Raw genomic sequence first — 18,846 nt, 5'->3', positions numbered from 1 at the left:
TGCCGTCGTCATGACGACCGGCCGGCGGCCAGCATGTTGAGCAGCATCACCGCACTCCCATCCCAGGAAAAACGCTGGGCATTGTCGTAGCCGGCACGCGTCAGCGCGCGACGAAGATCTCCGTCGGCCGAAATCGTCCGCATCGCCTCGACCAGCGTGTCCGTCTTTGCGGGATCGAAATAGCGGACCGCATCGCCACAGGCCTCGCGCACCGGCGGAATGTCGGCGGCAAGCACCGGGCAGCCTTGTGTCATCGCCTCCAGCGGCGGAATGCCGAAGCCTTCGTAAAGGCTTGGAAAAACGAAGGCGACGGCGCGCCGCTGCATGCCGGCAATCTCCTCGTCCGTCAGGCGCCCCGGAAAGATCAGGTTTTCCTTCGATGTCGGCGCGATGGCGCGAAACACATTCGGGTCGGTGCCGCCCACCACGACCAGCTTGTGGTTACCGGCGCCAAAGGCTTCGAAGGCACGGACGGCGAACTCGACATTCTTGTTGGGCTTCAGCGTGCCGACCAAAAGGAAAAACGGCGTATCGGCGAGCCCGAGCCGCTGGATGATGCCATCGTCCGGCTGAACTCCCGCGAAGTGATCGGTCGCATTGTAGATCACGTCGATACCTGCCGCGGGCACACGGAAAACCTCGGCGAGCTCCCGGCGCGAGAAATTCGAGACCGTGCCGATCTTCGCCCGCCTTGTCAGAAGATGGCCCAGCGTTCCGTGGAACAACCGGTAGCCGCGGCCGAACGAGGCCGGATGGCGAAACAGCGTGACATCGTGGATCACCACCACCTGGTCGCCATGCAGCACCGGACCGCTGCCGCCGAAGCCGATGAGCGTATCGCGGCGCGACCGCCAGTAGAGCGGACCTTGCTCCCAGAGGTGACCGGGGCCTGAGCCGAAACGTTCCACCGAAATCGCCTTGAGGCCGAGATCATCAACAGCCTTACCCGGCGCCAAGAGCCGCCAGCGCACGTCCTTCAGCGCGTGCGGCACAGCACCCGAGGCGATGCGCTGGTCAAGCGCCCGGGTCATCTCGCGGGCGAAGCGCTGCACGCCGGTGAGCGGCTGGGTCAGGAACCGGCCGTTGATGGATATCGTCTTCACGCGGGAACCCCTTAGATACGCCCCGCACTCTCGCCGATCTTGATGAAAGGAGGGTTATCGGGGGGGCGCGGCAGGGTTCGTTCGGCCCGGCAAAATCATCTGCGCCATTTGCGCATCGCCGCCGCATCTCCTATATGAAACCCAACTTGGATGCCTGCCCGCCGCATCCGGAAATCCAGAGGTTCCCATGACCGAAACATCCCCGCAGAAGCCGATCCCCGTCACCGTGCTCACTGGCTATCTCGGTGCCGGCAAGACGACGCTTTTGAACCGCATCCTCAGCGAGAACCACGGCCGCAAATACGCGGTCATCGTCAACGAGTTCGGCGAGATCGGCATCGACAACGACCTGATCGTGGAATCCGACGAGGAAATCTACGAGATGAACAACGGCTGCGTCTGCTGCACCGTGCGCGGCGACCTGATCCGCGTGGTCGAGGGCCTGATGCGCCGTCCCGGCCGCTTCGACGCGATCATCGTCGAAACCACCGGCCTTGCCGATCCGGTGCCGGTCGCCCAGACCTTCTTCATGGATGACGACGTGCGCGCCAAGACCGAGCTCGACGCCGTCGTTGCGCTGGTCGACGCCAAGCACCTGCCGCTGCGCCTCAAGGACAGCCGCGAGGCGGAAGACCAGATCGCCTTTGCCGATGTCGTGCTGCTCAACAAGACCGACCTCGTCACCCCTGAGGAACTGGAGCGCATCGAAGCGACCGTGCGCGTCATCAACCCGTCGGCCCGCATCTACCGGACGCAGCGGTCGGATATCGATCTCGCCAAGGTCCTCGACCAGGGCGCCTTCAACCTCGAACGGGCGCTGGAAAACGACCCGCACTTCCTCGACCAGGACGATCACGAACACGATCACACCTGCGGTCCGGATTGCGGCCACGATCATCACCATCACCACCATGATCACGACCACCACCATCATGATCATGATCATGACCACGATCACGACCATCATCACCATCACCACGACGCCCCCTCGCCGATCCATGACGTGACGGTGCAGTCGATCTCGCTGCGCGGCGGCGAGATGAACCCGGACCGCTTCTTCCCGTGGATCCAGAAGATCACCCAGACGGACGGCCCGAACATCCTGCGCCTGAAGGGCATCATCGCCTTTGCCGGCGACGCCGAGCGTTACGTCGTCCAGGGCGTACACATGATCATCGAGGGCGATCACCAGCGCGCCTGGAAGGAAGGCGAGAAGCGCGAAAGCCGGCTCGTCTTCATCGGCCGTGATCTCGACCGTGAAAAGCTCGAGCGCACCTTCAAGGCCTGCGAGGCGCAGCCGAACTGATGCCGACTGTCGCTCCCCTCGATCTCGAAGGTCACGTCGTCGGCGTGGCCTTTCTCAAAGGCGTCCCCTTCTTCGCCGAAGCCACCGGCGCCATTCACCGCCTCGACCTCGGCCACAAGACGACGGAGGTCCACGAGGGCCTTTTGTCGCTCGTCGTCGATGAAGCGAACGACACGCTTTTGACCGGCGGCGAAGACGGCAAGGTCATGCGCACCGCCGCCGACGGCACGACGTCACTCGTCGCCGAGGCGCCGCGCAAGTGGATCGCCCAGGTTGCCGCGGGTCCGCAAGGGGCGGTCGCCTATGCCTATGGCAAGACCACCCATGTGCGGCTCGCCGACGGAACGACGAAGGAATTTACCGAGGAGCGCACGGTCGAGGGCCTCGCCTTCGCGCCGAAGGGTCTGCGCGTCGGCGCGGCGCGCTACAACGGCGTGTCGCTGCACTGGGTCGGCACATCGGGCCAGCCGATCGATCTCGACTGGAAGGGTGCCCATACCGGTGTCACTTTCTCGCCCGACGGCCGCTTCCTCGTCACCACGATGCAGGAAAACGCGCTGCACGGCTGGAAGCTCGACGCCAAGCCCGGCGCCGAAGCGCGCCACATGCGCATGACCGGCTATCCGGCCAAGGTGAAGTCGCTCTCCTGGTCGGCCAAGGGCAAGTGGCTCGCCTCCTCAGGCGCTTCGGCTGCTATCGTCTGGCCCTTCCAGGGCAAGGACGGCCCGATGGGCAAGGCGCCGCTGGAACTCGGCACCCGCGCCGACATCATGGTGACCTCCGTCTGCTGCCATCCGGCCGAAGACATCGTCGCCATCGGCTATCAGGATGGCATGATCCTCGGCGCACGCTTTGCCGACAGCAAGGAAGTGCTGCTGCGCCGTCCGGGCAAGGGCGCCATCACCGCCATGGCCTGGAACAAGGACGGCCGGCAACTCGCCTTCGGCTCGGCCGAGGGCGACTGCGGCGTCGTCGATATCGCCGGATAACGGGTGGCGCATGACCGCATTGATTGAGACCCAGCACTACGAAGGCGCGCTCGCCGCTCCGCTCGCCGATGGCGATGCCTGGAAGCTGGTGCGCGCGGAAGCCCGCGCGCTGGCGGCGCGGGAGCCGGTCATGGCGCCGGCTCTGGCGCTGATCACCGATGCCCGGTCTGATGCCGAGCTGCTGGCAGGCGTTCTTGCCGCTCCGCTCGCTGTCGCGCGCGTCGACGAGCGGGCGCTTGCGTCCCTGCTGGCGGACGTTTTCAGCGCCAACCCGCAGCTTCTGCTCGCAACCGAAGCCGATCTCCAGGCGGTGAAAGAGCGCGACCCGGCCTGCCCGGGGCTTTTGCACGTCCTCTTGAATCTCAAGGGTTTCCAGGCACTGCAGACCTATCGGGCGGCACACCAGCTCTGGTCCGAGGGCCGCAGGGAAGTCGCCAGCTGGCTGTCCAACCTCGCCTCTCTGGTCTTCGGGCCCGACATTCATCCGGCCGCCTGCATCGGCAAGGCAGTCATGCTCGACCACGGATCCGGCATCGTCATCGGCGAGACCTCCGTCATCGAGGACCAGGTCTCGATCCTGCAGAACGTCACGCTTGGCGGTACCGGCAAGGAAACCGGCGACCGGCATCCGAAAATCCGCCGCGGCGTGATGATCGGCGCCGGCGCCAAGATCCTCGGCAATATCGAGGTCGGCGCTTTTAGCAAGGTCGCCGCCGGCAGCGTCGTCCTGAAATCCGTGCCGCCCCGCACCACGGTCGCGGGCGTTCCGGCAACGGTCGTTCGCATTCACCGGGTCGACGAGGTACCGGCGGCCGAGATGGACCAGACGATCGTCTGATCCGAGGCGAAGCCGCTTGCCGGCGTCGCGGGCTATGGCATGGCGACCGGTGGTCCGGGGAAGGCACCGCCCCAAATGCGCTGTGCCAGCCGGGTGCCCCTTTCCGTTTCGAGCAACACGAGATAACTGGAGTTCCTGACTTCCCGAAATCTCTGCCGCTTCGATCAGGATCACCGATGACGCTTGCCTCCCAACGCTCCCGTTCGGCTCCATCGATCCCAGGCACCGTTTGGTTGCTCGGGTTCGTCAGCATGCTCATGGATATCTCCTCGGAGATGGTCCAGACGCTGCTGCCGCTCTACCTCGTCAGCGGTCTCGGCGCGTCTGCCGCCATGGTCGGATTGATCGAGGGCCTGTCCGTTGCCGTCGCCACGGTGACGAAGTTCTTTTCCGGCGCCTTTTCCGACCTCACCCGCAACCGCAAGCACCTGGCGACCTTCGGCTATGGCCTGGCGGCGCTATCGAAGCCGCTCATTCCGCTTGCGGACTCACTGACGATGGTCGCAGGCGCAAAGTTCCTCGACCGGGTCGGCAAGGGCATTCGCGGCGCCCCGCGTGACGCGCTGATCGCCGACGTCACGCCGCCGGAGATCCGCGGCGCGAGTTTCGGCTTACGCAAGTCGCTCGACACCGTCGGCGGCTTCGTCGGCCCGTTGGTCGCGATCGGCCTGATGCTCTTAACCGGCGGAAGCTTCACCACCGTCTTCTGGATCGCGGTCATACCCGCCTTCCTCGCCGTCTTCCTGCTCGCGGCCGCCGTGCGCGAGCCGAAGGCCGCGGAGGAAGGAAAACGCAAGACCGGCCCCAGCCTCAAGGATATCGCCTTGCTGACGCCGGCCATCTGGCTCGTCGTTGCTGTCGCGTCCGTGTTGACCCTTGCCCGTTTCAGCGAGGCGTTCCTGCTCTTGCGCGCCGGTGACGTCGGATTCTCCATCGCCTGGATCCCGATCACCATGGTCGTCATGCATCTGGTCTATGGTCTCGCCGCCTATCCGGTCGGCATCCTCTCGGACCGCGTCGGCCGGCGCGGCCTGCTGGCCGTGAGCCTCGTCTTCCTCGTCGCGGCCGATCTCCTGCTGGCGACGACCGACAGCATCGGCCTCTTCCTGGTGGCGATCGTGCTCTGGGGCCTGCATATGGGCTTTTCCCAGGGCATTCTCGCCACGCTCGTTGCCGATACGGCGCCCGCCAATCTGCGTGGCAGCGCCTTCGGCCTGTTCAACCTCACGACCGGAGCAGCCGTGGTCGTCGCCAATCTCGCGGCCGGGCTGCTCTGGGACGGATATGGTGCGGCCGCGACCTTCGTCATGGGCGCGATTGTCAGCACTGCCGCGCTGCTTGCTCTTCCGCTTCTGCCGCGGAGCTATCGGAGCGTTCCGCACGCGTAGGCGAGGCGGAATGGCTCAGATCTTCACGAGCGCGGCGGTCAGGTACATGAAGGCAGCACCTGCCGCGAGCCCGGCCAAAACAGGCGGCGTCAGGAAGACGTCGGCCCGCCGATCGCTCTGGCGCATCAGATAGGCACCGACCTCGACGATCACCTGCAGGATCGCACCGGCCCCGACCGCGAGCGCCAGAGCCGACCACTGTGCCGAGGTCGCGAGGCTGCCGAGCCACATGCCGATGACGGCCGGTCCGCCGGCAAGCAATGTGAGCCCGACGAATACCCAGGCAGATGGCCTCTTCTTCAGGATCGGCGCGGCGATACCGATGCCTTCGGTGACGTTATGAAGCGCAAAGCCGAGCACCAGGAACGTGCCGAGCCCGGCCGAGCCGGCGGCAAAGGCGGCGCCGATCGCCAGTCCCTCGCCGAGATTGTGCAGGCCGATGCCGAGCGCGATGTAGGTGGAGAGCGCCAGTCCGGTCGGCGCACCGCTTCGCCGCCCGATCGCCATCAGAAGCAGGAAACTACCGAAGCCCGCCAGCACCACCATGACGGGCCCCTGGAAGATCGCCGCCGCCTCGCCGGCAAGTTCGAGCGCCTCGCCGCTGGCATCGACCAGCAGGAAGCCGAGCAGGCCGATCGTCAATGACAGCAGGAAGGCCATGCCTTCGCGACCGACGCCGCGCAGCACCGGGTAGAACATCAGGCCGACCGCCACCGGCACGATCCCGACGATGATCCCGACCACGGCCTGCAGCCGCAACTGGCCTGACGTCGCCTGCGGTGTCGGCACGGCGACGGCAATGTCGTGCGCAAAGGTGGCGCCGGAGTTGGTCACCACGTTCACGGCATGCGCCTCACCAACCATCCATGGGAATGGCAGCTTCAGCCACGCGGCCCTCCCCCGCGCGATCGGTCCCGGCGGGTCCTGGGTGAATTGCCAATAGGCGTCGTCCACCTGGACCTGCGCCACCGTCATCGGTTCCGATCCGCCGGCTCGAACAAGCAGACTGAGGCCGCTGTCGTCGAGCACGGTCCTTTCGAAAGTCAGGTTTTCGACGGGGGGCGCACCATTGCGGAAGCCCGACAACGGATCGGTCGACACGAGCCAGGCAACGGCGATGCCGAAGACGATGAGAGGCAACGCCAGCCACACCAGGTTGGTCTTTGCCGCGCGGATGGCGGCTCTCGGCAGGGTCTCGTTCATGCGAGCGCCTCCACCACATCGAACATGCCGACCCAGCCGAGTTCGGTGAACTCGGTCTGGTGCGGATGGAACATGTAGAGCCCGGCTTCGTGCTCGGCGAAGGTGAACTCCAGAATGCCGCGCTGCGCCTGGCACTGGGTGATGAGATCGACGGTTTTCAAGGTCGGCGTCAGCGTCGTGCCCTGATCGAAATAGTCGAAGAAATTGGCGTGCAGGTGGAACGAGTTGATCGGGTCGAACTCGATGACGTTGATGAGATAGATGCGCACCGGCTTGCCCTTCACGATCCGGATCGGCCGCTTCATGAAGGCGTGCGCGACGGTGTTGACGGCATAGAACTCGTTCTCGGCATCGAAATTGGTGTCGAAGGCGTTCATCACCATCACCAGTTCCTGCCAGCCGGCATTCTCCGGCGTGCCGAGCAGCCGGGAGCGGGCGACGTCGGCATGCTCCGGCCGGCGCTCCGGGTCCGGATCGATGACGAAGGCGCCGTACATGCCCTTGTGGATGTGCCGGCGCAACGGCATGGCGTGGCAATGATAGAGGTGGCAGCCGAAAGGCTTGGCATCGAACTCGTAAGTGAACTCGTCACCGGGATCGACCATGCCGGCGCCCGGCACACCGTCCATGCGCGCCGCGTGAATGCCGTGGAAATGGATCGAATGCGGATGCGAAGCGTAGTTGCGAAAGACGATCCGCAGCCGCTCGCCCTCCTTGGCCCGCAATGTCGGTCCCGGCACGCGGCCGTTATAGGTCCAGGCGGGAAACTTGATACCGGGCGCGATCTCGATCTCGCGATCCTCCGCCGTCATCTCGAAGGTGCGCAGCGTCCGCCCGTCCGGCAGCGTCGACACCGTGCCCGTGTCCCAATCGGTCAGCAGCTCCGTCGGGTCGAAGCCGTTGGCGGCGCTGTCGACATCGCCGACCGTCATCATCGCGCCATGCCCCATGGCCAGCATCGGAGCCTGCCCGGCCGTTTCCGCCTGAGCGGCATGGCCGGCATGGCTCGCCGGCTGCTGCCCCAATGCGGCGCTGGTGCAGATTGCCGTCCCGCCTGCCGCAGCAAGCCCGCCCATCAGCAGACTGCGCCTTCGCAGCAGTTCCGGTCTCGTCGGCTTGTCCATATTCCCCCCTCTCCTGCATCGGATGTCACGAGCGCCGGCCTGCGCCTGACCCAGGTCCGCAATGGCTACATGCTTCTGCAAATCATTTGCAACAACATCAATAATGCAAATGCAACTCATTCGCAACTAACTTGCAGGGCGCGCGATTTTCCGCAGGGGCCGGCAGGACCGCCCTGCCAACGCGCCGCCCTGTCATCGGCCCTGAAACGAAACCGTCCCCGGAAGGCGCTGGCCTCGGGGACGTTGAGCGGAACCTGGCACACGGACCGGAAAAGGGAGCCGTGCGGTTAGGGCGAGCGGGCGCCGGCCTCACCATTCGAGTTCGAGTTGCGACCGCCCGTTCGAGGTCTTCTCGACCGTTCGTCCCGTTTCGTCGACGGTCGCAACGACCCTCTGGCGAAAGGCCGAAAAGCTTTCGAAGGTGACGACATCGACCGGCTCGTCGAACTTCATCGTCAGGCGATAGCGTCCCGGCTGGGTCGCGATCGCATGGACGCCCAGGATCTCGCCCTCGAAGGGCTGGCCGAGATAATGGCCTCTCACCCGCGACCCGAGCATCCAGGGATCGAAGGCCGGGCGGTTGCCGACGGCCGCATGCAGCGTGTTCCAGTCGCGATAGCCGTATTGCGCGGCGATCAGTTCTAGCGAGCGGGAATGGCCGATGGTTTCGCCTTCGGATGCAAGGCGGGAGCGCAGGCGCTTGGCCTGGTCTTTCAGGGCGTCAAGTGAAGGAAGCGTGGTTGATCCGCGCGTCATGAGAAGGTCTCCTCAAGCGGCATGCATTCGTTGGAGATGGGAGCCCGCATTGCCACCGGTTCGCATGCCGTTTCGGCTGACCGTGTCTTAAAGAAGGACTTCACCAAAGCATGACGCTCGCGGACGGCAGGGACCTTCACCCTGACGCCTCCATAGGCGATGCCGCCCCGACTGTCAAACCTGCCGCGGAACTGGCACCCGCGCGAAAGACGATTGCGCACGCGCAAAAGCTGTGGGACGACTACCGGAGACCATGAGGGAGGACATCATGACCGACATGACGATACTCGCATTCGCGCTGGTTGCCTTCATCGGCATCGCGACACCGGGCCCGACGGTCCTGCTCGCGCTCACCAACGGCTCACGCTACGGCGTGCGGCGTGCAACCGCCGGCATGATCGGCGCCGTGCTCTCCGATTTCGTGCTGATCGGCGCGGTCGCGCTTGGCCTTGGCGCGCTGCTGGCGGCCTCCGAATTCTGGTTCACGGTCGTCAAATGGGTGGGCGCGGGCTACCTCGCCTTCCTCGGCATCATGCTGCTACGATCGAAAGGGACGATCCAGGTGGCGAACGAAGCCGGCAGTGCCGCTCCCGTTTCCTCTGCCGCGATTTTCCTCAAAAGCTTCCTGGTCGCTGTCACCAATCCCAAGGGCTATCTGTTCTTCACCGCCTTCCTGCCGCAGTTCATCGATCCTGCAGCACCGCAGGCGTCGCAATACGCCATGCTCGCGCTCGTCTTCGCCGCCGTCGATTTCATCGTGATGTTCGGCTACGCGCTGCTCGGCGCGAAAGCCGCAGCCTTCCTCAAGCGCTCCGGCGCCATCTGGCTCGACCGGCTCTGCGGCGGCGCGTTGCTGGCGCTCGCAGGCTCGCTCGCCCTCTATCGCCGCGCCACCGCCTGAGATGCTGTTTCGCCAGAACGTGCTCGCCGGCATCGCCAGCGGCGACGTGACCCTGGCCTTCCGCCGCTGGACCAAGCCGACGGTGAAGGCCGGCGGCAACTTGCGCACCGCAATCGGGGTTCTCGCCATCGATGCGGTAGACGAGATTGCGGAGGGCGCGATCACCGATGGCGAAGCCCGCAGGGCCGGCTTTGCTGACCTCGGCGCTCTTTTGAAAGAGCTTGCCGTTCGCGCCGAGGGCCGCTGCTATCGCATCGCCTTCCACCGGACCGGCGACGATCCACGCATTGCGCTACGGGAAACGGCCGACGTCGACAGCGAAGGACGGGCAGAAATCGACCGCAAGCTCGCGCGTTTCGACCAGAGTGCGGGCATTCCCTGGACAAGCCCGGTGCTGCAGCTGATCGCCGCCCGGGACGGGACGACGGCGGCCGAATTGAGCGCCGCCATCGGGATGGAGAAACTGAAGCTCAAGGCGCGCATCCGCAAATTGAAGGAACTCGGCCTGACCGAAAGCCTTGACGTCGGCTACCGGCTGTCGGCGCGCGGGCGCGCCTATCTCGACAACGACTAGCCCACATAAAAAGCGGATGGCGCCGAGAACACCGAGTTTGCGCATTCGCTGCAACGGGAAGCCGACCCGACGCAGGACTACAGCGCCAACACCATCGTCGCGCGGATCGGCGGATCCTTCTGATCCGATTGCCGCCCTTGCATGGCTGGAGCAGGTGTGAGACCACCTGCCTTCGAACCGGGCAAAGCGAGGAGACCAGCATGATCGGCTACACCATGGTCGGAACGACGGACCTGAGGCGCGCGGAGCGCTTCTACGATCCGCTGATGGAACTGATCGGCCAGGAGCGCTGCTATTGCGACCAGCAGGTTTCGTCCTGGGGCCGAAAGGACGACGGCAAGGCGCCGCGCTTCTTTGCGTGCCACCCCTTCGATGGGAAACCCGCCTCGGTCGGCAACGGCGCCATGACCGCATTCCTGGTGGAAAGCGCCGGCATCATCGACCGCCTGTTCGATATCGCCATGGAACGCGGCGGCAGCGAAGAAGGCAAGCCGGACTTCCGCCCGCAATACGGCGAAGGCTTCTACGCTGCCTATGTGCGCGACCCCGACGGCAACAAACTTGCCTTCGTCTGCTACGACGCCCGCAAGTCCGGCAGCACATCCTGACCCGCCCTAGAGCATGTCGCGCAAAAGTGCGCAGCGGTCTTGCGATAACGACATGCGACAAATCAATAACTTAAAGCGCTCGGAGCGAATCTGAAAGATCGTGACGCGCTTTAGCGGCGCGTCGACCAGCCGAACCAGATCGCCACGGCTGCCAGCAGCAATGCAAGCACGCGCCGCACCAGCCGTTCGCGTGACGGTGAGTTGAGCACCGGTTCCAATGCGCCTGCCAGAAGCACGATCGCGGCATGGACCGCGGTCGCGACGCCCACATAGATCGCCGCGAGCGTCAGGTTCTGGGGCAACAGCGGCCGGGCATCGTCGACGAAGGTCGGAAGCACGGTGACGAAGAACAGGGCCGCCTTCGGATTGAGCAGGTTGGTGATCAGGCCGCGCCGGAAATAGAAGGATGCGGGCTTGTCGCTCGGCCCCGCCTCCTCTCCATCGCCATTCCAGGCCTCGAAGGCGAGATAGAGCAGGAAGCCGACGCCCGCCCAGCGAAGCGCCCCATAGAGCACGTCCGACTGGCCGACGAACTCGGCAACCCCGAAGGAGGCGGCAAGCCCCACCAATGCCAGGCCGAGCGCCACGCCGGCAACGGTCGCCATGCCGGGCCGGCGCCCCTCCGAGGCCGCGACCATGGCGAGGTAGGCCATGTTCGGCCCCGGCGTCAGTTCGATGAGGAAGGATGTCAGCAGAAAGGGCAGCAGGGTCGCGGCCCCGAAAATGAACGGATCCATGCGCGAGATTTCCATCCGCCTGCAACGAGGCCTTGTCCGCAAGCACAGGGCAGCGCGGCGATGTTGTCAAGCGAGGCTGGCGATCCGGAAGGAGATGCCACTCCGATGGGCGCTTCTGCCCCCTCGCCGGCCGGTTCAGCCCGGAGAGGGGGTAGGGAAAAATCCGCCCCCCGCAGGGTTGGAGGCGGAAAGCGTCAGGCGGCCCGGCGAACCGGCGGCATCGCGAGCTTGCGACCACTGGCAACGATCAGGCCTGCCGCCCCTTCGAGCCAGTTGTCCTGGAGCTCGAGCGCCAGGAACCGGTCACGCTCGAACGGACCTGGCATGACAAGGTGCTGCGTGCGGCTCGTAAAGAAGCCGAAGCGCTCGTAATAGGCAGCGTCGCCGACGAGCAGGATCGCACCATGACCGCGGTTCTTGGCCGCCTCGATCGCCGCCCGCATCAGCATGCCGCCGATGCCCTTGCCTTCGTGGCCAGGGTCGACCGCAAGCGGACCGAGCAACAGCGCCGGCACGGCATGGCCTTCGCGGCTGACGCCGGCCTCGACGTTCCAGAGGCGGACGGTGCCAATCACGTGGCCGTCGGCATCGCGGGCGACGAAGGCAAGGCCCTCGGCCGGCAGCCGGCCGCTGCGCAGCTTTTCCGAGGACTTGCGGCGACGCTCAGGCCCCATGGCCCGGTCGAGCAGGTTCTCGCGGGCGACGACGTCACCCGGATTTTCGGCATCGATTACAAATGTGGTGGGCGCAAAGAATGCGCGCAGGGCGTCAACAACAGCGGCCATCGGGGCCTCCCGTCATCAAAACCGCTTCAGGCGGACCGAACGATAATTGTGAAATGGCGCTCCCGCCCGAAGGCGGGAGCAAGCCGGATCAGATCACATAGGCCTTCAGCGGCTCGAAGCCGTTGAAGGCGACGGCCGAATAGGTCGTCGTGTAGGCGCCGGTGCCTTCGATCAGAACCTCGTCGCCGATCGAAAGCGTGATCGGCAGCGGATACATGTTCTTCTCATAGAGCACGTCGGCCGAATCGCAGGTCGGGCCGGCGAGCACGCAAGGCTCCATCTCGTCGGCATCACGCGCCGTGCGGATCGGGTAGCGGATCGCCTCGTCCATGGTCTCGGCGAGACCGCCGAACTTGCCGATGTCGAGGAACACCCAGCGATGGGCGTCGTTGTCCGACTTCTTCGACACGAGCACGACTTCCGCCTTGATCACGCCGGCATTGCCGACCATGCCGCGACCGGGCTCGATGATGGTCTCCGGGATGTTGTTGCCGAAGTGCTTCTTCAGTGCACCGAAGATCGCCTGACCGTAGGCTTCCGCCGTCGGCACGTCCTTCAGGTACTTCGTCGGGAAGCCACCGCCCATGTTGACCATCTTCAGCTCGATGCCGCGCTTGGCAAGCTGAACGAAGACGCGCTTGGCATCCGAAAGTGCGGCATCCCAGGCGTCGAGCTTCGTCATCTGCGAACCGACATGGAACGAGACGCCGTAGGAGACGAGACCATGCTGATGGGCGTAGACGAGCACATCGACGGCCATCTGCGGGACGCAGCCGAACTTGCGCGACAGCGGCCATTCGGCACCTTCGCCATCGGTCAGCACGCGGCAGAACACGCGCGCGCCAGGGGCGGCACGGGCGATCTTCTCGACTTCCTCGTGGCTGTCGACCGCAAACAGGTTTATCCCAAGCGCATGAGCGCGGGCAATGTCGCGCTCCTTCTTGATGGTGTTGCCATAGGAAATGCGGCTCGGGGTCGCACCGGCATCGAGCGCCATTTCGATTTCAGCGACGGACGCGCAATCGAAGGAGGAGCCGAGACCGGCGAGAAGGCGCAGGATTTCTGGCGCCGGGTTGGCCTTGACGGCATAGTAGATCGAGCTGTCCGGCAGCGCGTGACGGAAGGCCTTGAAATTGTCGCGCACGACGTCGAGGTCGACAACGAGGCACGGGCCGTCGGGTCGTCGGGTGTTGATGAAGTCGATGATGCGAGCCGTGGTCATGGCCATATTCCCCTGATCCAAGATGCTCCGCTTTCGCGGAGGACAAAGGGCATACGCGCACATGCGCTGGAACCAGCCGGTGGAGACCCCGGAACCATGCATGCGCTCGATGCGCGAACGGTGAATCAAAGCCCGCCTAGGCTTCAATTCGGCTTTGTCTGCCATGGATTGGAGGGGATAACCCAACCGCACTTCCGGCAATGAAGGTGTGCCTCTTCAGTAACCCCGGCTGTTGGAAAGCCGGCAGACACCAGAAAGGCCCGCACCGTCGTTGCTTCAAGATGTCCTCGCATTTCCCGGTTGGCCGGAATAGCGACTGGAGGGGTTAGTTCCAGGTACCTTACCGATACCCTCACCTAATCGAGGGTCGGCGGACACCCACAGGCACGTGCGACTTTGGGCAAGGGCGTAGGTAAGAAAAAAGCCTGTCGTAATCAAGAGTTTTTTCGCGTCGGCAGTTGAATTTTTTTCCAGCCGGGCAAAACTGTCGGCGTTCACAAATCCTGAACGAAAAAGGCCGCATCGATCACCGTGATAAGGCGTTGAAAGAACGCTATTATTTCGGAAATCCAGCGCGAGCGGCAGAAACCGGCGCGATGGCGCAAGCGACGGGCAATCCGCCGCCGGCATCATCGAGGCGGAAACAGGCCATCGCCGGCGAATCGGCGAAGCACGATTGAGAGCACGAAAGAAAGATCGCCATGGACACACTCACCCGCATCCGCGCCTTTATCGATGTCGTGGACGCCGAGGGGTTCTCGGCCGCCGCAAGGCGCGTCGGCAAGTCGAAGGCGTTGCTTTCGAAATATGTGCGCGAACTGGAGGACGAGCTCGGCGCGCTGCTCCTCAACCGCACGACACGGCAATTCTCGCTGACCGAAGCGGGCCACACCTATTACCGCACCGCGTCGGAAATCCTGAAGGAGATCGACAACCTGGCGGACCTGGTGCGCGCCAACAATTCCGACCTCAAGGGACGGCTGCGCATCACCGCGCCGCGCACCTTCGTCGATGCGGAAATCGGCCAGTCGCTGGTCGATTTCGGCAAGCAGCATCCCGAGCTTTCGCTGGAAATCATCTCCGACGACCGCTTCGTCGATCTCGTCGAGGAAGGCTTCGACGTCGCCATCCGCATTACCCGGCTGGAAGATTCCACCCTGATCGCCCGCAAGCTCGACGATTTCCAGGTGCTGATCTGCGCCGCGCCCGAGTTTCTCGAAAAGACCGGCCCGATCGCCCACCCGACAGACCTTTCCAAGGTGCCCTGCATTCTCGATACCAACGGCCGCTCCTATTCCAACTGGCGCTTCGTCGAGCCTGATGGTTCGGCCTTCACCGTGCCGGTCAGCGGCCCGATCGAGGTCAACAGCCCGCTTGCGGCACTGCGCGCCGCAGTCTCCGGCATCGGCGTCTCGATCATTCCGGATTTCATCGCCCGCCCGAAAATCGCGACCGGCGAACTCGTGACGCTGTTCGACGATTTCCTGCCGCGCGACCGCGGCATCTATGCGATCTATCCGCACCGCCGCTACCTGCCGGCCAAGGTCAGGACCCTCGTCGATTTCCTGCACGCCTGGTTCCGCAAGCCCCGGTGAACGGGGAGCTAGCGCCGCAAAGTCCCAATTCCGTCCCATTTCCGGTACATTCCCGGAAACGAATCGCGGAGCGATCGCTCCAGCCGAAAGGATTGCCGCCACATGAGAACCAAACGCCTCGTCATGGCCGGCCTTGCCACCTTGCTTGCGCCGACGCTGGCCTTTGCCCATCCGCATATCTTTGCCGAGGCACGCCTCGAGGTGGTCTCCAACGACAAGGACGAGATCAGCGAACTCCGGAACGTCTGGCGCTTCGACGAACTGTTTTCGTCGAGCGTCGTGCTCGATTTCGACAAGAACTCGAATGCGACGCTCGATCCGGACGAACTGGCGGAAGTCGGCCAGACGGTGATGGAGTCGCTGTCCGAGTACAATTACTACACGACGATCCTCGACAACGGCAAAGCCATCAAGGTCAACAAGCCGGATCACATCACCGTCGACTACAAGGACGGTCAGCTCTTGATGATGTTCGCGGTCAAGCCGGCCGAGCCGATGCCGCTCAAGGGCAAGCTCTCCTTCGGCGTCTACGATCCGACCATGTACACGGCGATGGACTTTGCCACCGACGGCGACCTGACCGTCGTCGGCGACAAGATCAATGCCTGTGAGCACAAGGTCGTCCGCCCTGATCCCGACGAAGTCCTCGCCGAGAACAAGGACACCTTGACCGATGCCTTCTGGAGCGACCCAACGGGCACCGACATGTCGAAGCTCTTTGCAACCAGGATCGAGATCACATGCTGAACGCCCGCAGGATTGGACGTCTGGTGACGGCAGCGCTCATCGTCACGGCGCTCTCCGCCACCGTCGCAGCCGCCCAATCGCCGCTCGGCATCGGCACTGCGGAGCCCGCATTCAAGACGACCGGTTTTCTCGGCGGCTTCTTCGCCTGGGTGAACATGGAGCAGCAGGGCTTCTACCGGCTGATGACGGGCGCACTCAAAGGCATGCGCGAAAACCCCTGGCAGTTGTGGTCGCTGGTCGGGCTTTCCTTCACCTACGGCGTGCTGCACGCGGCCGGCCCGGGCCACGGCAAGGCGGTGATCTCGTCCTACATGATCGCCAACGAGACCGAGCTGAAGCGCGGCGTGCTGCTGTCGTTTCTGTCCTCGATCCTGCAGGGCGTGGTCGCGATTCTCCTGATCGGCGCCGTCTACCTGCTTTTGCGCGGCACCTCGATCAGCATGACCGATGCGACGCGCTGGCTGGAGATCGCCAGCTACGCGCTGATCGCCGCATTCGGCGGCTGGCTGCTCTTGCGCAAGCTGCGCTCGATGCTGCGACCGGCCGTTGCCCTCTCCCCGGCTGGCGGTGCGCCTGCGCTCCACGCTCACGACCATCATGATCAAAGTCACGATGAGCACGGGCACCATGCGCATGCGCACCATCACCATGACCACGGCAGCCACGCCCATCACCACGGCGCTGGCGAAGTTTGCGCCAGCTGCGGACACGCGCACGCGCCTGACCCGTCCATGCTCAAAGGCGATCGTTTCGCGCTTCGCGAGGCCTGGTCAGCGGTTATCGCGGTCGGTCTGCGCCCCTGCTCCGGCGCCCTGATCGTGCTGTCCTTCGCGCTTCTGAACGGCCTTTATCTCGGCGGTGTTCTGTCGGTCTTTGCCATGTCGATCGGCACGGCGATCACCGTCTCGATCCTTGCGACCATGGCGGTGACGGCCAAGGGCGTTGCGCTCCGCTATGCGTCGAGCACGACGTCGGCCGCCCGCATCTCGAACGGCATCGAGATATCAGGCGCATTGCTCGTTCTCCTGCTGGGATTGGTCCTGCTCGGCGCCGCTCTGCAGAGCTGACGCCGGCGCGGTGGTTCAGAGCCCGCGCTTGCGCTGATAACGCGCCCGGAGCCAGAACAAGAGAAAGAAGCCGAGCACGAAGATCACGCCGAAGGCGGCAGCAAGCCAGGGCGAGATGTCGCCGAGCTTGAGCATGATCGACGGCAGCACGAAGAAGCCGAGACCGGCGACGACGAGAATGATCGCAGCGGCGATCGCCGGTGACTTTTCCTTGTTCTGCATGACTTCCCTGCTGTTGTCTGCTGCGGCGTGGCACCAGGCGCCTATTTCGACGCCTGCCGCTCCAAGTCCGAACGTATATCGTCAAGCCGCCGCTTCTGGCGACCGTCCTCATCGAAATTATCAGCTGAAAGCCAGGTTTCGAATGCGGCATTGAGCAGCGGCCATTCGCTGTCGATCATCGAGAACCAGGCCGTGTCCCGGTTGCCGCCCTTGGAGATCATGTGCTGGCGGAAGATGCCTTCGAAGGTAAACCCAAGACGCGCGGCGGTCTTGCGGCTCGCCATGTTCTCGCTGTGGCATTTCCACTCGTAGCGGCGATAGCCGAGATCCTCGAAGACGTGTTTTGCCATGAGGTAATGGACTTCGGTCGAGAGCGGCGAGCGGGCCATGGCGGCGCCATGGGCGACGGAGCCGACTTCCACGACGCCATTGGCGGGATCGGCGCGCATGTAATTGGCCATGCCGACGACGATGCCGGTCGCCTTGTCGCGAAAGACCTCCGTGACCCAGCCCGACTTTTCCTGCGCCGCCGTCAGCCAGGCATCGAAGCCCTCGATATCCCTAAAATCCGGCTGCGTGAAATACTTGAGCAGCGGATTGATCGCCATGCCGCCGAGACCATCCCAGAGGTCCTGCAGATGCCGGTCGCGCTCATAGGCCTCGAGCTTGACGAAACGCCCTTCGAGCGCGACGCCCTTCGGCGCCGGGCACCCTTTCCAGTTCTTCAGATCCCGCATCGGCCGCTCCTCCAGTCGTTGCCATCTGGAATAGGCCAGAGTGGCGGCCGAGACAAATTCAAACTGGTTATGGACCCTGTTCGATTTGGTGATGCACTGATGAGGCGCAGCCCCAAAATGCTAGGCCCTGGCCGGCATTTTGGCAGCCGATACCGTCGCCTCGATGTGGTCGACCAGCGCGTCGGGAAGGCCGAGGCGACCGGCGAGCAGGTCGAGATAGCCCCGCTCCGCACGGGTTTCCGGCTCGATCGTCAGGCGCGAGGCGGTGTAGATTTCCACCCGTTCCTCCTCGGTCTTGGCCGCGCCGACGATCGCGTCGATATCGACCGGGTTGGCAAGCTCGCCTTCGAGGAAGGCCGCGGCATCGGCCGAGAGGCCCGAGACCGACAGCTTGTCCATGATGTGCTGGCGCTCGGCCTCGTCGATGTGGCCGTCGGCACGCGAAGCGGCGATCATGGCGCGCACCAGCGTCAGCGCAAAATCATGACTGACGGCTTCGGGAGCAGAGGCGAAGCCGGAATCGGCCGGCGGCGGCAGCAGCTCCGGTTCGCCCTTGGCAACCGTTGCACCGCCCGGCGTGTTGCCGGCCTGATAGTTCTTGTAGGCCTGGTAGCCAAGACCCGCGATCGCCGCGAGGCCGCCGAGCACGGCGGCGTTGCCGGCCAGTTGGCGACCCGACTTGGTGCCGAGCAGAACCGCGGCGATGGCGCCGCTCGCCAGCGGATTGTCCTTGGCAAGCTGCGTCGCCTGGGTCGCGCGATCGCGCACCGTGCCGCCGGCACCGGGCACCTGCGATCCCAGAAACTGATCCAGCAATTTCCTCGCGTCGAACATCGGGTTTCGCTCCTTGTCGGTTCCGGGCGGTTGAAGACAAACGCAAGGGTGCGCCGCCCGCGCGCCCTTCGCCGAATGGATTGAGACATAGGAACGTTGCAGGGAAAATA

General features: G+C 64.4%; 21 protein-coding genes. 11 read left to right on the top strand and 10 right to left on the bottom strand.

Going from position 1 to position 18,846, the window contains the following annotated elements:
• Positions 1-8: 8 nt before the first annotated feature.
• A complete protein-coding gene (locus XB14_RS00525; protein WP_077959685.1) occupies positions 9-1,103 on the bottom strand; it encodes a glycosyltransferase family 4 protein in 1,095 nt (364 codons plus the stop codon).
• A 187-nt stretch (positions 1,104-1,290) separates the two neighbouring features.
• Here XB14_RS00525 and XB14_RS00520 point away from each other — a divergent pair, with 187 nt between their 5' ends.
• The 4 genes from XB14_RS00520 (at position 1,291) to XB14_RS00505 (ending at position 5,624) form a co-directional block, all read left to right on the top strand.
• Positions 1,291-2,409, top strand: a complete 1,119-nt coding sequence (locus tag XB14_RS00520) for a CobW family GTP-binding protein (RefSeq protein ID WP_077959684.1) — start codon at positions 1,291-1,293, stop codon at positions 2,407-2,409.
• A complete protein-coding gene (locus XB14_RS00515) occupies positions 2,409-3,398 on the top strand; it encodes a WD40 repeat domain-containing protein (protein ID WP_077959683.1) in 990 nt (329 codons plus the stop codon). The genes XB14_RS00520 and XB14_RS00515 overlap by 1 nt, the downstream gene beginning before the upstream one ends.
• 10 nt (positions 3,399-3,408) lie before the next feature.
• The gene (gene cysE, locus XB14_RS00510) at positions 3,409-4,236 is read left to right on the top strand and encodes a serine O-acetyltransferase (protein WP_077959682.1); all 828 of its coding nucleotides are present in this window, start codon (positions 3,409-3,411) and stop codon (positions 4,234-4,236) included.
• Positions 4,237-4,487: 251 nt separating this feature from the next.
• Positions 4,488-5,624, top strand: coding sequence for an MFS transporter (locus XB14_RS00505; protein ID WP_419178553.1), 1,137 nt, complete (start codon positions 4,488-4,490; stop codon positions 5,622-5,624).
• Between the two features lie 15 nt (positions 5,625-5,639).
• Here XB14_RS00505 and XB14_RS00500 read toward each other — a convergent pair whose 3' ends face one another.
• The 3 genes from XB14_RS00500 to XB14_RS00490 all read right to left on the bottom strand — a co-directional run bounded on the left by XB14_RS00500 (position 5,640) and on the right by XB14_RS00490 (position 8,707).
• Entirely contained in the window at positions 5,640-6,827 is a 1,188-nt protein-coding gene (locus XB14_RS00500; RefSeq protein WP_077959680.1) for a ZIP family metal transporter, read from the bottom strand.
• Positions 6,824-7,951, bottom strand: a complete 1,128-nt coding sequence (locus XB14_RS00495; RefSeq protein WP_077959679.1) for a multicopper oxidase domain-containing protein — start codon at positions 7,949-7,951, stop codon at positions 6,824-6,826. The genes XB14_RS00500 and XB14_RS00495 overlap by 4 nt, the downstream gene beginning before the upstream one ends.
• 309 nt (positions 7,952-8,260) lie before the next feature.
• Positions 8,261-8,707, bottom strand: a complete 447-nt coding sequence (locus tag XB14_RS00490; protein WP_077959678.1) for a glyoxalase superfamily protein — start codon at positions 8,705-8,707, stop codon at positions 8,261-8,263.
• A 268-nt stretch (positions 8,708-8,975) separates the two neighbouring features.
• Between XB14_RS00490 and XB14_RS00485 the strand changes: the two genes are divergently transcribed.
• The 3 genes from XB14_RS00485 to XB14_RS00475 all read left to right on the top strand — a co-directional run bounded on the left by XB14_RS00485 (position 8,976) and on the right by XB14_RS00475 (position 10,790).
• The gene (locus tag XB14_RS00485) at positions 8,976-9,608 is read left to right on the top strand and encodes a LysE family translocator (protein WP_077959677.1); all 633 of its coding nucleotides are present in this window, start codon (positions 8,976-8,978) and stop codon (positions 9,606-9,608) included.
• Between the two features lies 1 nt (position 9,609).
• Complete coding sequence (locus tag XB14_RS00480) at positions 9,610-10,182, top strand: hypothetical protein (protein WP_077959676.1); 573 nt, start codon at positions 9,610-9,612, stop codon at positions 10,180-10,182.
• A gap of 200 nt (positions 10,183-10,382) precedes the next feature.
• Complete coding sequence (locus tag XB14_RS00475; protein ID WP_077959675.1) at positions 10,383-10,790, top strand: VOC family protein; 408 nt, start codon at positions 10,383-10,385, stop codon at positions 10,788-10,790.
• Between the two features lie 110 nt (positions 10,791-10,900).
• On the opposite strand, the gene XB14_RS00470 is transcribed toward XB14_RS00475, so the two are convergent.
• From XB14_RS00470 to odc2, 3 genes are all read right to left on the bottom strand, one after another.
• Positions 10,901-11,527, bottom strand: a complete 627-nt coding sequence (locus XB14_RS00470; protein ID WP_077959885.1) for a LysE family translocator — start codon at positions 11,525-11,527, stop codon at positions 10,901-10,903.
• 194 nt (positions 11,528-11,721) lie between these two features.
• On the bottom strand, positions 11,722-12,312 hold the full coding sequence (locus XB14_RS00465) for a GNAT family N-acetyltransferase (protein WP_077959674.1): 591 nt from the start codon (positions 12,310-12,312) through the stop codon (positions 11,722-11,724).
• A gap of 88 nt (positions 12,313-12,400) precedes the next feature.
• Complete coding sequence (odc2, locus tag XB14_RS00460) at positions 12,401-13,540, bottom strand: ornithine/lysine decarboxylase (RefSeq protein WP_234803922.1); 1,140 nt, start codon at positions 13,538-13,540, stop codon at positions 12,401-12,403.
• A gap of 452 nt (positions 13,541-13,992) precedes the next feature.
• On the opposite strand from odc2, the gene XB14_RS32400 reads away from it, so the two are divergent.
• The 4 genes from XB14_RS32400 to XB14_RS00445 all read left to right on the top strand — a co-directional run bounded on the left by XB14_RS32400 (position 13,993) and on the right by XB14_RS00445 (position 16,943).
• Entirely contained in the window at positions 13,993-14,214 is a 222-nt protein-coding gene (locus XB14_RS32400) for a hypothetical protein (protein WP_143348166.1), read from the top strand.
• A gap of 21 nt (positions 14,215-14,235) precedes the next feature.
• Positions 14,236-15,129: a LysR family transcriptional regulator gene (locus tag XB14_RS00455; RefSeq protein ID WP_077959673.1), complete on the top strand. Its 894-nt coding sequence runs from the start codon at positions 14,236-14,238 to the stop codon at positions 15,127-15,129.
• A gap of 102 nt (positions 15,130-15,231) precedes the next feature.
• Positions 15,232-15,876, top strand: a complete 645-nt coding sequence (locus XB14_RS00450; protein ID WP_077959672.1) for a DUF1007 family protein — start codon at positions 15,232-15,234, stop codon at positions 15,874-15,876.
• The gene (locus XB14_RS00445) at positions 15,870-16,943 is read left to right on the top strand and encodes a nickel/cobalt transporter (RefSeq protein WP_077959671.1); all 1,074 of its coding nucleotides are present in this window, start codon (positions 15,870-15,872) and stop codon (positions 16,941-16,943) included. The genes XB14_RS00450 and XB14_RS00445 overlap by 7 nt, the downstream gene beginning before the upstream one ends.
• Positions 16,944-16,958: 15 nt before the next feature.
• Here XB14_RS00445 and XB14_RS00440 read toward each other — a convergent pair whose 3' ends face one another.
• The 3 genes from XB14_RS00440 to XB14_RS00430 form a co-directional block, all read right to left on the bottom strand.
• A complete protein-coding gene (locus XB14_RS00440; protein ID WP_034786975.1) occupies positions 16,959-17,165 on the bottom strand; it encodes a hypothetical protein in 207 nt (68 codons plus the stop codon).
• Between the two features lie 41 nt (positions 17,166-17,206).
• Positions 17,207-17,902 (bottom strand): GNAT family N-acetyltransferase, encoded by a 696-nt coding sequence (locus tag XB14_RS00435; RefSeq protein WP_077959670.1) that lies wholly within the window; start codon positions 17,900-17,902, stop codon positions 17,207-17,209.
• Between the two features lie 120 nt (positions 17,903-18,022).
• A complete protein-coding gene (locus tag XB14_RS00430; RefSeq protein WP_077959669.1) occupies positions 18,023-18,736 on the bottom strand; it encodes a tellurite resistance TerB family protein in 714 nt (237 codons plus the stop codon).
• Between the last annotated feature and the right edge of the window lie 110 nt (positions 18,737-18,846).

Source organism: Ensifer adhaerens (assembly GCF_002007205.1).
Lineage (GTDB): Bacteria > Pseudomonadota > Alphaproteobacteria > Rhizobiales > Rhizobiaceae > Ensifer > Ensifer adhaerens_D.
This window is presented reverse-complemented; position numbering and strand designations above follow the sequence as displayed.